The organism is Malikia sp. (assembly GCF_028687635.1).
Taxonomy (GTDB): Bacteria; Pseudomonadota; Gammaproteobacteria; order Burkholderiales; family Burkholderiaceae_C; genus Malikia.
Genome location: NZ_JAQTZS010000026.1, coordinates 1 through 12,866, shown reverse-complemented (window position 1 = coordinate 12,866; position 12,866 = coordinate 1). Strand labels below are relative to the sequence as shown.

General features: G+C 66.7%; 10 protein-coding genes. 1 reads left to right on the top strand and 9 read right to left on the bottom strand.

Annotated elements, in window-relative coordinates:
- Nucleotides 1-3 precede the first annotated feature (3 nt).
- The 6 genes from hisF to hisB all read right to left on the bottom strand — a co-directional run bounded on the left by hisF (nucleotide 4) and on the right by hisB (nucleotide 5,483).
- Nucleotides 4-804 (bottom strand): imidazole glycerol phosphate synthase subunit HisF, encoded by an 801-nt coding sequence (gene hisF, locus PHR85_RS12690; protein WP_300054794.1) that lies wholly within the window; start codon nucleotides 802-804, stop codon nucleotides 4-6.
- Nucleotides 805-845: 41 nt separating this feature from the next.
- Entirely contained in the window at nucleotides 846-1,694 is an 849-nt protein-coding gene (locus PHR85_RS12685) for a D-hexose-6-phosphate mutarotase (RefSeq protein ID WP_300054793.1), read from the bottom strand.
- Nucleotides 1,695-1,698: 4 nt separating this feature from the next.
- Nucleotides 1,699-2,439: a 1-(5-phosphoribosyl)-5-[(5-phosphoribosylamino)methylideneamino]imidazole-4-carboxamide isomerase gene (gene hisA, locus PHR85_RS12680; protein WP_300054791.1), complete on the bottom strand. Its 741-nt coding sequence runs from the start codon at nucleotides 2,437-2,439 to the stop codon at nucleotides 1,699-1,701.
- 32 nt (nucleotides 2,440-2,471) lie between these two features.
- Nucleotides 2,472-3,137, bottom strand: a complete 666-nt coding sequence (gene hisH, locus PHR85_RS12675; protein WP_300054790.1) for an imidazole glycerol phosphate synthase subunit HisH — start codon at nucleotides 3,135-3,137, stop codon at nucleotides 2,472-2,474.
- Between the two features lie 25 nt (nucleotides 3,138-3,162).
- Nucleotides 3,163-4,509 carry an RNA-guided endonuclease IscB gene (iscB, locus tag PHR85_RS12670; protein WP_300054788.1) on the bottom strand — a complete coding sequence of 449 codons (1,347 nt, stop codon included), beginning with the start codon at nucleotides 4,507-4,509 and terminating at the stop codon, nucleotides 3,163-3,165.
- A gap of 386 nt (nucleotides 4,510-4,895) precedes the next feature.
- Nucleotides 4,896-5,483 carry an imidazoleglycerol-phosphate dehydratase HisB gene (gene hisB / locus PHR85_RS12665; RefSeq protein ID WP_300054786.1) on the bottom strand — a complete coding sequence of 196 codons (588 nt, stop codon included), beginning with the start codon at nucleotides 5,481-5,483 and terminating at the stop codon, nucleotides 4,896-4,898.
- Between the two features lie 119 nt (nucleotides 5,484-5,602).
- Between hisB and hisC the strand changes: the two genes are divergently transcribed.
- Nucleotides 5,603-6,685, top strand: a complete 1,083-nt coding sequence (gene hisC / locus PHR85_RS12660) for a histidinol-phosphate transaminase (protein ID WP_300054785.1) — start codon at nucleotides 5,603-5,605, stop codon at nucleotides 6,683-6,685.
- Nucleotides 6,686-6,727: 42 nt separating this feature from the next.
- On the opposite strand, the gene PHR85_RS12650 is transcribed toward hisC, so the two are convergent.
- From PHR85_RS12650 to PHR85_RS12640, 3 genes are all read right to left on the bottom strand, one after another.
- Nucleotides 6,728-8,767, bottom strand: a complete 2,040-nt coding sequence (locus PHR85_RS12650) for a methyl-accepting chemotaxis protein (RefSeq protein ID WP_367278749.1) — start codon at nucleotides 8,765-8,767, stop codon at nucleotides 6,728-6,730.
- A 61-nt stretch (nucleotides 8,768-8,828) separates the two neighbouring features.
- Nucleotides 8,829-12,233, bottom strand: a complete 3,405-nt coding sequence (locus PHR85_RS12645; protein WP_300054783.1) for a response regulator — start codon at nucleotides 12,231-12,233, stop codon at nucleotides 8,829-8,831.
- Nucleotides 12,234-12,237: 4 nt separating this feature from the next.
- On the bottom strand, nucleotides 12,238-12,618 hold the full coding sequence (locus PHR85_RS12640) for a response regulator (RefSeq protein ID WP_300054781.1): 381 nt from the start codon (nucleotides 12,616-12,618) through the stop codon (nucleotides 12,238-12,240).
- Between the last annotated feature and the right edge of the window lie 248 nt (nucleotides 12,619-12,866).

Sequence of the window (12,866 nt, the reverse complement as noted above, 5' to 3'; positions counted from 1 at the left end):
TCCTCACAGGCGCACCGGAATGCCGCGCGCGGCCATGCGCTGCTTGGCCTCGGCGATGGTGTATTCACCGTAATGGAAGATGCTGGCGGCCAGCACCGCGTCGGCGCCGCCCTGCTGCACGCCGTCGGCCAGATGGTCGAGGTTGCCGACGCCGCCGGAGGCGATCACCGGCACCGGGATCGCGTCGCTGACCGCGCGCGTGAGCTGCAGGTCGAAGCCGGACTTGGTGCCGTCGCGGTCCATGCTGGTCAGCAGGATCTCGCCGGCGCCATGGTCGGCCATCTGGGTCGCCCAGGCGACGGCGTCGAGGCCGACGTTCTTGCGCCCGCCGTGGCTGTAGACGTCCCAGCCCGGGCCGACCGGCCGGCCATCAAGGGCCAGGCGCAGTTCATCCTCCGGCCGGCGGCGCTTGGCGTCGATCGCGACCACGATGCACTGCGAGCCGTACTTGGCCGAGGCGTCGCGGATCACCTGCGGGTTGGCCAGCGCGGCCGAGTTGAAGCTGACCTTGTCGGCGCCGGCGTTGAGCAGTCGCCGCACGTCCTCGACGACGCGCACGCCGCCGCCCACGGTCAGGGGGATGAAGACCTGGGAGGCGACGGCCTCGATGATGTGCAGGATCAGGTCGCGGCCGTCGCTGGTGGCGGTGATGTCGAGGAAGGTCAGTTCGTCGGCGCCCTGCTCGTTGTAGCGGGCCGCGATCTCGACCGGATCGCCGGCATCGCGCAGTTCGAGGAAATTGACGCCCTTGACCACGCGGCCGCCGGTCACGTCCAGGCAGGGGATGATTCGTTTCGCAAGCATGGCGCTATTGTCGCAGCACCGCGCCACGGCCGCCGGCGCGCTCAGGCGAGTTCGAGCTGCTGCCAGCCCAGCCACTGCTGGCCGGGCGCCAGCGCCACGGGCTCGAACACCCGGGCCGCCTCGACGCAAAGCATGCGGCGCCAGCCATCGGCCTCCATGTCGGCCAGCGCGGCGCATTTGGCGACATGCGGGTTCCAGACCACGGTGTCGGACCAGGACGGGCTCTGGCTGATGCGCAAGCCCTGCGCGCCTTCCCGCAGCAGCATGGGAGCAGCCGTGCCGGAATAGACGCGGTCGAACTCGGAGTCGAAGCGCAGCGTCTCGCCACCCTGGGCATGGCCATCGGTCAGCGCGTCCCATTCCGGTCGGCCCTGCAGACCGGACAACAAGACCTGGGCGACGTCGTCGCAGGCGAAGTAGCTGTGCAGCGCGCCGGTGAAGGCCAGCGGCTGGGCGCCGGTGTTGCGCGCGCCCAGCGTCAGGCGCAGCCGGCCAGGCTGGAGCTGCAGGGTCAGCGTGAGCTCGAACTCATGCGGCCAGAGCGAGCGCGTGCGCTCGCTGCTGCACAGCGTGAGCTCCAGGCTGGCCGCATCAGAGCCGAGGTCATAGGCGGTGGTCAGCCAGGGCAGCTGGCGCGCGAAGCCATGCTTGGGCAAATCGCCGCGCTGGTTGAACTGGGGCCAGCAGACCGGCACGCCGCCACGGATCGGCGCGCTGCCGTCGAGCGCGCTGCGCGGGCTCAGGAACAACCGCTCGCGCCCGCCCGCCACCCAGGACAGCAGATGGCCACCCTGCTCGGCCACCCGCAGGTTGTCGCCACCCGGCAAGGCCAGTCGCCAGCAGTTCAGGCCGGCATGGGTTTCGGGGACCAGGGTGGCGCGCGCGCTCATGGCGTCAGCCGCGCAGTTCGTCGGCCAGCTGCTGGCCGGCCGCGAAATCGAGGTCGCCGCTGTAGATCGAGCGGCCGCAGATCACGCCCTGCACGCCCTCGTCCTCGACCGCGCACAGATTGCGGATGTCGTCGAGGTTGGACAGGCCGCCGGATGCGATCACGGGAATGGTCAGCGCCTGCGCCAGCTTGACGGTGGCTTCGATGTTGATGCCCGACAGCATGCCGTCGCGGCCGATGTCGGTGTAGATGATGGATTCGACGCCGTAGTCCTCGAACTTCTTGCCGAGGTCGGCGACTTCGTGGCCGGTCAGCTTGGACCAGCCGTCGGTCGCGACCTTGCCATCCTTGGCATCGAGGCCGACGATGATGTGGCCGGGGAAGGCGGTGCAGGCGTCCTGCAGGAAGCCCGGGTTCTTGACCGCGGCGGTGCCGATGATGACGTAGCGCAGGCCGGCGTCGAGGTAGCGCTCGATGGTGTCGAGGTCACGGATGCCGCCGCCGAGCTGGACGTCGATCTCGTTGCCGACTTCCTTCAGGATGGAGCGGATCGCGTTGCCGTTGCGCGGCTGGCCGGCGAAGGCGCCGTTGAGGTCGACCAGGTGCAGGCGGCGCGCGCCCTTGGCTACCCAGTTGCGAGCCATGGCCGCGGGGTCTTCGCCGAACACGGTGGATTGGTCCATGTCGCCTTGTTTGAGGCGCACGCATTGGCCGTCTTTCAGGTCGATGGCAGGGATCAGTAGCATGGCGGTATCGAGTTCAGAAGGGACGAAAAAAATCAGGGATTCCAGTGCAGGAAGTTGCGATAGAGCGCGAGGCCCTGGTCAGCACTCTTCTCCGGGTGGAACTGGGTCGCGAAGATATTGTCGCGCGCCACCGCCGAGCTGAAGCGGCTGCCGTAGTCGGTTTCGCCGACGCTGTGCGCCAGCTGCTGCGGATGGGCGTGGAAGCTGTGCACGAAATAGAAGTAGGCGCCGTCGGGGATGCCGGCCCAGACCGGGTGCGAGTCGCCGCGTCCGAGCTGGTGGAAAACGCGGTTCCAGCCCATCTGCGGCACCTTGAAGCGGCTGCCGTCGGGCTGGTACTGGCCGTCGAGCTGGAAGCGGATCACGCGGCCCGGGATCAGGCCCAGGCCGTCGGTCGGGCCTTCCTCGCTGTGGTCGAGCAGCATCTGCATGCCGACGCAGACGCCGAACAGCGGCTTGGCGGCGGCGGCTTCAAGCACGGCGTCGCGCAGGCCGGAGCGTTCGAGCTCCATCATGCAGTCGGGCATGGCGCCCTGGCCGGGCAGCACGACGCGGTGCGCGTCACGCACCGCCTGCGGGTCGGAGGTCACGACCACGTCCACATGGTCGACCGCGGTCGCGGCGTGAATGACGGCCTGTGCGACGGAGCGCAGATTGCCCATGCCGTAGTCGACCACGGCCACTGTCTGTCGGTTCATCAGATTGCGCGGGAAACCTCGGCCTTCAGGCCGGGGAGGCAGAGCGCGTCGTGCGCTTGGCACGACCCTCTCCCGCATCCTTTCTTGTCAAGTTCTGTTGATGAAAGTAGCCGTAGCCATCGGCGCGTTGCAGCACCTGGCAGTGGCGGTGCGAAATACCTTGCACCACCTCGGTGCCGGTCTGGATGTTAAAGCTTCCGCTAGCGCGGACCGCCACACGGCCTATGTGCGTGCCCACCTTCTTGCCCTTAGGCATCTCGGCACGCACCAAGTCACCCGTGGCAAAGCCCTTGACGCGCTTGGTGCGCATCAAGTAGCCACGCGGAAAGCCGTACTGGTTCAGGCGCGTGCGCTGGTAGCTGCCGCGCCCGGTGCATTTGAGGGCCAGCGTCGGCTTGTCCCAGTCCGTGACGATATCCACGTCACCCACGCACACGGCATCGAGCGCATGCGTTTTTTCGATTTTGAACCGGATGCGGTTGTATTTCGTGCGCCCACCTGACACGGTTTCGACTGGCAAGCCCGTCGCTTGCAGCGCCCCCACCAAGACTTTTCGGGTGCTGTTGACCGCGGCAGCATCCTTGAGCGGACGCTTGCGCTGAGCCTGAATGCGCGCCAGCCGGGCCTTGTCGGTCACGAAGACTTCGAGCGGCAGGGCACCCTTGCGCGCGTTGCAAGCCTGGCACGCCAGCGTCAGGTTGCTCACGCGGTTTGTGCCGCCACGCGCCTTGGGGTGGATGTGCTCGACCTGCAGCGGCACGCCGGTGGCGTCGCAGTAGGCACACTGCCGGCCCCATTTCTCCAGCAGGTACTCGCGCACCTCGTAGCCCGCGAGCGTGCCTTGTTGGTATTGCGCGCCTTCGATGTCCGGGTTGTCCAGCGCCTGCGTGTCAAAGCGCACCAGCTCCGAGCTCAAGGCCGCCACGGGTGCCCAGCGCTGTATCCGTGTCACCCAAGCCCTTGTCGTATCGACCCGGTGTTGCAGCGAAGGCGCGAGCCAACCCGCATGGCGTCTACGGTTGAGGAAGCCCGGCGCGCGGTAGCGGAGATTGGCGCCGCGACGTCGGCGACGCATCTGCCGGCGCGCAGTCAGTGCTTCGGAGATTTCCCGGCCCCGATGCACCAGCTCCATCAGGTTCAGCACCGACGCGCCACGCTGAATCTCGCCCGTGTTGGCATCGACCTGCTCGGTGTCGCGCACCAGCGCCAGCCCTGTGCCTTTGCTTCCTGGGTCGAGCTTGACGCGCAGCGGCTGCAAGGCGCAGTCAGTCACTTGCCGGTCCACGAGCCGGATAACGAAGGGCACCAGCCGATGCACCCGCGCCCGACCGCGCTCGAGCAGCAAGCGGGCTCGCTTCTCGGTACACGGCATCAGCGGCTTGCCGCTTCGGTCCAACACATACACTGACAAGTCAGCTCCTATAAAACAATGCCGTCTTTCCGGCTGTCAGCCCTTACGGGCCTGGTGACGCGGGTCTTTCGACCCGGCTCCCCTCGACCAGGTTGTGCAGCAGGTGGCGCTTACGCGCCGGTCGCCGCCCGTTTCGTGCTTACCCGAAGCGTGTCTGCAGCGGCTACTTCCAGAGCCCGGCGCTGAGGAAGCACGCCAGGGTGGGTCTTACTGTCTTCTGCACAACGCAAGCACCTTGCGGTGCTCGGTCTGGTCAATCTCAGGCTGACGAGGCGTTAACCTTGCAAGCCTCGGCCTTTAGGCCGGGGTGGTTGACCTTGTCGGTTCCGGAGCGCTGGCGAAGGAAATCAGAGCGAGCCCTTGGTCGAGGGAATCACGCCGGCCGAGCGCGGGTCGAGTTCGAGCGCGGCACGCAGGGTGCGGCCGAAGGCCTTGAAGATCGTCTCGCACTGGTGGTGTGCGTTGTGACCCTTGAGGTTGTCGACATGCAGCGACACCAGGGCATGGTTGACGAAGCCCTGGAAGAACTCGAACACCAGCTGGGTGTCGAGCTGACCGATCGAGCCGGCGCTGAACTTGCAATCCATGTGCAGGCCCGGACGACCCGAGAAATCGACCACCACGCGGCTGAGCGCCTCGTCGAGCGGCACATAGGCATGACCGTAGCGCCGGATGCCCTTCTTGTCGCCGACCGCCTGGGCGAAGGCCTGGCCCAGCGCGATGCCGACATCCTCGACCGTGTGGTGGCCGTCGATGTGCAGGTCGCCCTGGCACTGGATATCGAGATCGATCAGGCCGTGGCGCGCGATCTGGTCCAGCATGTGGTCGAAGAAACCGATGCCGGTGTTCAGCTTGGCTTGACCGGTGCCGTCCAGATTGATGCGGACGCTGATCCGGGTTTCGAGGGTGTTGCGGGTGACTTCGGCTTGCCGCATGGGGCTGGGAGGGCGTGACGCCCAGTAGGGAAAATGGGACCCATGATACCATCGTCAGCCCGTTTTGCCCCTGCCGGCAACCGTCCTGGCCGGTCCATTCCCCACCGCAGAATCACCGCATGAGCCGCTACTGGAGCGCCGTCGTACACGGCCTGACCCCCTACGTGCCGGGCGAACAGCCCAAGATCGACAACCTGGTCAAGCTCAACACCAACGAGCATCCCTACGGCCCGTCGCCGAAGGCGCTGGCGGCGATCCGCGCGGCGACCGGCGACAGCCTGCGCCTGTATCCGGACCCGAACGCCGACGCGCTGAAAACCGCGCTGGCCCACCGCCATGGCGTGCAGCCGAACCAGGTCTTCGTCGGCAACGGTTCGGACGAGGTGCTGGCGCATGCCTTCCAGGCGCTGCTCAAGCAGGAGCGCGAGCTCTGGTTCCCCGACATCAGCTACAGCTTCTACCCGGTCTATTGCGGCCTCTACGGCGTCGCGCAGCGGCAGATCCCGCTGGCGGATGACTTCACGATCCGGGTCGAGGACTACCTGCCGCAGGGCGACGGACCGGGCCAGAAAGCCGGCGCGATCATCTTCCCGAACCCGAACGCGCCGACCGGGCGCCTGCTGGCGCTGGACGCGGTCGAGCGCATCGTCGCCGCCAACCCCGACGCGGTGGTGCTGGTCGACGAGGCCTATGTCGACTTCGGCGGCGAGAGCGCGATCGCGCTGGTAGACGAGTATCCCAACCTGCTGGTGGTGCACACCTTCTCCAAGAGCCGCTCGCTGGCGGGCCTGCGCGTGGGTTATGCGATCGGCCACCCGGAGCTGATCGAAGGCCTGGAACGGGTCAAGAACAGCTTCAACTCGTACCCGCTGGACCGCCTCGCGCTGGCTGGCGCGGTGGCCTCGGTCGAGGACGAGGGATTTTTCCAGCACAGCTGCCAGCAGGTGATCGCGACCCGCGAGACCCTGGTCGCCCAGCTGCGGCAGCTCGGCTTCGAGGTGCTGCCTTCGGGCGCCAACTTCGTCTTCGCGCGTCACCCGAACCGCGACGGCGCCGAACTGGCCGCCGCGCTGCGCGCACGCGCCATCCTGGTGCGCCACTTCAAGCAGGCGCGCATCGACCAGTTCCTGCGCATCACGATCGGCACCGACGAACAGTGCGCGCAGCTGGTCAAGGCGCTGTGCGAGATGCTGGCCGACTGAGCGCGGGAAGAGCGGGGCCGCACCGCGAGGCGGCCCGCCGCGTCAGAAGGTTTCCCAATCGGCCTCGGCAGCCACCGGCTCCCTGACCGGCGTCCCCGACGGGCGCGCTGCCCGCAGCGGGGCAACAGAGGCAACAGACCGCGCACCGCCCTGGACGGCTTGGCGCAAGGCCACGATGTCGGCGACGACCTGCAGGCCCGCCTTGTTGAAAGGTTGGCCGGGGCCGACCAACCTCTCGGCTTCGCGCAGCTGGCTCTGGTTGATCAGGTCGCCGATCCTGCCCGCCTCCTGATGGAAGTCGCGGTGATGTTGCAGCAGCCGAGTGAAGGCGGGGTTCGAGCCCCAGCCCTGGCCGGCCGAGCCGTGCAGCCATCGCCCCAGCTCGCAACAATCGTCGCGACGCAACCTGTCGACATCCACCTTGAGCTTGCGCGCGATCGAATTGCGCAGGGTGACCCGCCACTGGTGATGGGACTCGATGGCCCGGTCGAAATCGAGCTGAGCAACGACGCCATCGGCGCCTGGCTGGCATTGCTGCTGGCGCAACTCGACCGCATCCACTTCGGCCAGCGTGGTGTCGCTTGCCACCAGCTTGAACACGCGGATGGTGCGGTGGACATTCTCGACCTGGTGCTGGAGCGAGGCGGAACCGGCCGCGAACTGCTCCGCCATCGCGGCATTCTGCTGGGTGATCGAATCGAGCTGGATCACGGCCGTGCTGATCTGCGACACGCCATTCGATTGCTCCTGGGTGGCGTGGTGGATTTCATCGAGCACCGTGGTCACCTTCTGGACCGAGGCCATGGCTTCATCCATCCGGCCGCGCGCCTCGGCGGCGCGCAGATTGCCGGCATCGATGCGGACGCGGGAGTCCTCGATCAACTGCCGGATGGCCTTGGCCTCGTTCGAGGCGCGTTGCGCGAGCACGCGCACCTCGCGCGCCACCACGGCAAAGCCGCGGCCCTCCTCGCCGGCTCGCGCGGCTTCGACGGCCGCGTTGAGCGCCAGGATATTGGTCTGGAAGGCCACCCCCTCGATCACATGCACGATTTCACCCATGGAGCGGGAAGACTCGGCGATCTCCTTCATGGTGTCGGCCACGTTGAGCACGGCCTGCTGGCTGTGCCGGGCCACGGTGCTGGTCTCGCGCGCCACCGCAGCGCCCTCGGAAGTCAGATGGGTGGTATGCCTGATGGCCCCGTTGATCTCCTCCATCGAGGCCGCGGTCTGCTCCAGGTTGCTGGCTTGCGACTCGGTGCGCGAGGACATGTCCTGGCCGCCAGCCGCGATTTCCTGGGCCCCCCCTCGCAGGTTGGCCACCTCGTGGCGGACATCGCGCACGACGGTGCGCACCGAGACGGTCAGCTGGGCCAAGGCCAGTTGCAACTGCCCGATTTCGCCCTTGCCGTTGACCTTGACGGGGTGGGTCAGATCGCCGGCGGCCATCATGTTGGCGGTGGCGATCACGGCCTTGAGCGGCGCGATCGCCAGGCGCAGCGTGCCATAGGCGGCGGTCGAGAGCGAAACCAGTCCGGCCAGGACAACGACCCACCAGGAAGCGCCGAGCAGGTCGGCTGCGACCGGCACCCCACTCGACCACAGGGACAAACCGATCAACTGGCCCTTGAGCGTGGGGTGCAACAGGCGAGAGATGGCACCGGCCCAGTCCTTGCGCAGCACCTCGCCATGGCGCAGCACGTGAACCAACCTGCCGGCTTCGGCCTCCGCGCGCATGGTGGCGTACAGGCGCTCGAAGATCTGGATCTCTTGCGACGTGGGCTTGGTGCGCACCGACAGGAAGCCGACGATGCGATCGCCGTCGCGCACCGGGGTGGCATTGGCACGCACCCAGTAATGGTCGCCATTCTTGCGGCGGTTCTTGACCAGCGCGCTCCAGGGCAGACCATCGCCCTGAATCGTCTGCCACATGTCGCGAAAGGCTTCCTCGGGCATGTCGGGATGGCGCACGATGTTGTGCGGCTGGCCCAGCAACTCCTCGCTCGGGAAACCGCTGACGGCCACGAAATTGCTGTTGCAATAGGTGATGCGACCCTTGAGATCGGTCACTGAGATCAGCGTCAAATCGGCTGGAAAATCGTAGGAATTCAGAGTGACGGGCCGATTGATGTGCATGGGTCAAGCGTTATATATCAGATGAAATTGTTTCCAGGAAATCGCTGGCGGCTTGCTCTGCGGCATCCGGGTCGAATTGCTCGATCGCCCGTCGCAATGGTTCCCAGGTCGCTGCCGGGACATGGCCATGGCGCCTGGACAGGGCTTCGAACCGTTCGAAAACCTCCATCTCGCCATCGCGCAGCGCCGCGAGCAAGGCCGCGAGATCGGACTGGAGGGTCGCCAGCGCATCCCCTGGCGACTCGGCAGCGAGCGGCATGGCGCTGGCGGGCGGCTGCCACTGGGCTTGCACGGCAAGCACCTGCTCCAGCGCTTCGTCGATCGCGTGCAGCAGCAAGGCCTTCGTGACCCCGCAGGGCGTGGCCTCGGTCGGCTGGGCCATGCCCGACCAGGCCCTGGCCTGCTGTTCGAACTGGCCACAGGCCGCGGCGAGGCGCTCGGCGCCGACAGCGGCCGCTGCCCCCTTGAGCTGGTGGGCCAAGGCGGCGGCGGCGCGGGTTTCGCCTTGGGCCACATGCAGCCGCAGTCGCTTGGCCAGTTCCCGCGCCGAACGCGGAAAGCTCTCGAGCAGGCGAGCATAGAAAACCGGGTCATGACCCAGCCGCCGGATGGCCTGCGCGGCGCCGAGCACCTGCGCCGGCGGTTCGGGCTGGGTGGATGGGGCAGCGGCCCCGGCGGCGGTGGAGTCAGCCGATGCCAGCCGTCCCGTGTGCTCCAGGATGGTGCGCACGAGATGGTTGATGTCCAAGGGCTTGCTGACATGGCCGTTCATGCCCGCGACCAGACAGGCATCGCGGTCCTCCTGCATGGCATAGGCCGTCATGGCCAGGATGGGCAAGGCCTGGTGGCGCGGATTGCGGCGTATGACCTGGGTCGCCAGCAGGCCATCCATCTTGGGCATCTGCATGTCCATCAGCACGAGATCGTAGGCCGTCTCGGCCTGGTTGACCGCGGCGACGCCTTCCTGTCCATTCTCGGCCAGATCGACCTGCGCCCCTTCGCGCCGCAGCACCTCCAGTCCGATCTCCTGGTTGATCAGGTTGTCCTCGACCAGCAGCAGCCTCAGACCGGCCAGACGCCGCAAGGAGGGGGCCGACACGGCCGGCAGGCCACGGGTCGGGCCGCCGAGGCGCAGGCTCGCGACAGCATCGAACACCATGCCCGCCGTGAGGGGTTTGACCAAGGTCACGCACCAAATGTCATCGCAATCGCGCAACAGGTCCACCGGCGCCGAGGTGATGTTGACCCGGATCGGCGGCAGCAGCTGCGAAGTTTTCCGGCTCTGCCAGTCGTTGCAGTGCTGGCGCAACGGGCTGCCGCTCGGCAGGCCGGCATTCATCAGGACGACATCGGGCGCGCTGCCATCGGCGAAGCTCGCCTCCAGCCAGGCCAGGGCGGCCGCCTCGCTCGACAGCGCCTGGACCGACCAGCCCAGGCCGCCCAGCATGCGCGCCACGGCCGCGCGCGTCAGCGCCTTGTCCTCGACCAGCAACACGCTCAATCCGCTCATGCGCACATCGGTGCGCTGCGGCAGATGGGCCGGCCATTTTCTGGCGATCGGCAGCTCGATCTCGAAGGAGAAGGTGCTGCCCTGGCCCACGACGCTGTCCACGGTGAGCTGCCCGCCCATCAAGCCGACCAGTCGCTGGCTGATCGACAGGCCCAGTCCGGTGCCGCCGTACAGGCGCGCCGTGGCCGCATCGGCCTGCGAGAAGCCACTGAAGATACGCTGCTGCTGCTCGCGGGTGATGCCGATGCCGGTGTCACGGACCGAAAAGGCCACGCGCGCCGTGGCGCGGTCAAGGCGCTGCAGCTTCAGGCCCAGCACCACCTCGCCCTCGGAGGTGAACTTGATCGCGTTGCCGCAGAGGTTGATCAGGGCCTGCTTGAGGCGCAGGGCATCGCCGATCAGCATGGCGGGGATCTCGGGATCGATGTCGAACACCAGTTCCACCGGCTTGCTGCCGATGGTGCCCGACAGGATGGTCGAGAGGGCGCACAGCAGGTGGTCGAGCACGAAGGGCTCCAGGTCGAGCTGCATCTTGCCCACCTCGACCTTGGAATAGTCCAGGATGTCGTTCAGGATGCCGAGCAGCGAGCCAGCGGCATTGCTGGCCTTCTGCACCAGGTCGCCCTGCCTGGCGCTCAGGCCGGTGTGCGACAACAGCTCCAGCATGCCGAGGACGGCATTCATGGGCGTGCGGATTTCGTGGCTCATGTTGGCCAGGAACTGGCTCTTGCTGCGCGAGGCGGCATCGGTGGCTTCCAGCGCGCGCTGCATGTCGGTGATGTCGATGCGAAAGCCCACATGGAACTGGTCGGGCGTGGTGCGATCGATCGACTTGAGCCAGCGACCGTCGGCCAACTGTTTCTTGTGCTCGAACCTGGGGCGGCGAAACGCTTCCAGGCGTTTGACCGCCCAACTGCGGTCGTGGCGATCGACGCCGGGGAAGGCCCCCCGCTCGATGGCGATCTGGAGAATGTCCTCGAAACGCATGCCGACCATGGCCTCGTCGTCGCGGATGCGGTAGATGCCGCGATAGAGATCGTTGCAGAACACCAGCCTTTCCTGGGGATCGAACAGCGCGAAGGCCTCGCCGAACTCGTCGATGGCCGAGCGCAGGATGCGCTGGCTTTCCTCGATGCCGCGCTGGGCAGTGACCTGCTCGGTGATATCCTGCGCGGCGCCGATGACGCGGCTGGGCTGGCCATCATGCAGGTCGAGTTCACCCAGCAGCCGGATGAAGCGCTTGGCTCCCGACGGCAGGCGGAACTCCTCGACCCGTTCGGTCGATCCGGCGACGCTCACGGTCGTTGCCAGCGCGACCAGGGCCGCGGGCAGCGAGCGCGGCTCGAAATACACCTGGTTGACGCAGGCATCGTTGCAACTGCTGGGCTCCAGACCAAAAATGCCCAGGCATGCATCCGTCATGAACAGGCGCTGGGTCCGCAGATCGAGGTACCAGCCGCCCACGCCGGCAATGCTGGTGGTACGGATCAACATGTTCTGGTTGGAAACCATCGAGGCCACATCCAGCCTCGAATTGGCGATATGGTGGCCGACGCAGAGGTATTTCTCCACCCGCTTGTCCGCCGTGGCGATGGGCAGCACCATGACCTCGATCCAGTAGAAGCGTCCGTCCCGCGCGCGGTTGCAGATCTGGCCCTGCCAGGTCCGCCCCTGGCCGAGGGTGCGCCAGAGCTGCTTCCAGAACAGGGGGGGATGGATGCCCGAGCGCAGACTGCGCGGGGTCCGACCGCGCAGCTTGGCCTCGTGAAAGCCACTGAGCTGTTCAAAACGCTCATTGGTGCGCAGGATGCGGCCGCGATGGTCGGTTTCAAGCACCAGAGCCAGCCGGCTCATGGCGTGCAGCAGCAGCTCCATGTCGCGCGCTGGGTTCTTGGACAGCAGCATGGCGCTAGCCCCTCGTCACCCGGCGGATCTCCGCGCGCAGGCTGTCGGCCGCCAGCGGCTTGACCAGGAAACCGTCGGCACCCGCAGCCAGGAAGCGTTCGACCGTGGCCCGGTCCTCGAAACCCGACACCATGACGACTGGCAGGTGGCGCCCGTCTTGGCGCTCTCGCTCGCGCAAGGCCCGCAGGGTCTGTGCGCCATCCATCTGCGGCATGCTGATGTCAAGCAGCATGAGATCGAATTCCCGCTGGGCGATCAGCTGCAGGGCCTTGTCGCCACTGGTGACCAGCGCCCCGCTGCAGCCTTGTTCTCTCAACAGGCGCGCGGCCACCCTCAGATTGAGGGCATCGTCATCGGCCACCAGGATCTGGAGTGGGCGGGCCAATGCAGTCTTCGAATTTATCGCCGGACTGGCCTTGATCTCACCCATTTTCGCCTCTGACTTGAAATTGTTTTCAATAATTTATCATATGTTTACCTTTTAAAATAGATTTATCGCTCATATTCCAGGGCGATCGCGCTATGTTGAGTCTGGCGAGATTTGACCGAACAGGATCTGCTGGCGGTAGTCGAGGCTGGTGCCGGCGCGCATCTTGCGCCGGCGTATGCTCACGTTGCTGCTGTCGTTGTCGC

Coding starts and splice junctions, on each gene's coding strand:
- PHR85_RS12685 (WP_300054793.1), bottom strand. CDS start 1,694: ATGAGCGCGCGCGCCACCCTGGTCCCCGAAACCCATGCCGGCCTGAAC.
- iscB (WP_300054788.1), bottom strand. CDS start 4,509: ATGCCGTGTACCGAGAAGCGAGCCCGCTTGCTGCTCGAGCGCGGTCGG.
- hisB (WP_300054786.1), bottom strand. CDS start 5,483: ATGCGGCAAGCCGAAGTCACCCGCAACACCCTCGAAACCCGGATCAGC.
- hisC (WP_300054785.1), top strand. CDS start 5,603: ATGAGCCGCTACTGGAGCGCCGTCGTACACGGCCTGACCCCCTACGTG.
- hisH (WP_300054790.1), bottom strand. CDS start 3,137: ATGAACCGACAGACAGTGGCCGTGGTCGACTACGGCATGGGCAATCTG.
- hisF (WP_300054794.1), bottom strand. CDS start 804: ATGCTTGCGAAACGAATCATCCCCTGCCTGGACGTGACCGGCGGCCGC.
- PHR85_RS12645 (WP_300054783.1), bottom strand. CDS start 12,233: ATGCTGCTGTCCAAGAACCCAGCGCGCGACATGGAGCTGCTGCTGCAC.
- hisA (WP_300054791.1), bottom strand. CDS start 2,439: ATGCTACTGATCCCTGCCATCGACCTGAAAGACGGCCAATGCGTGCGC.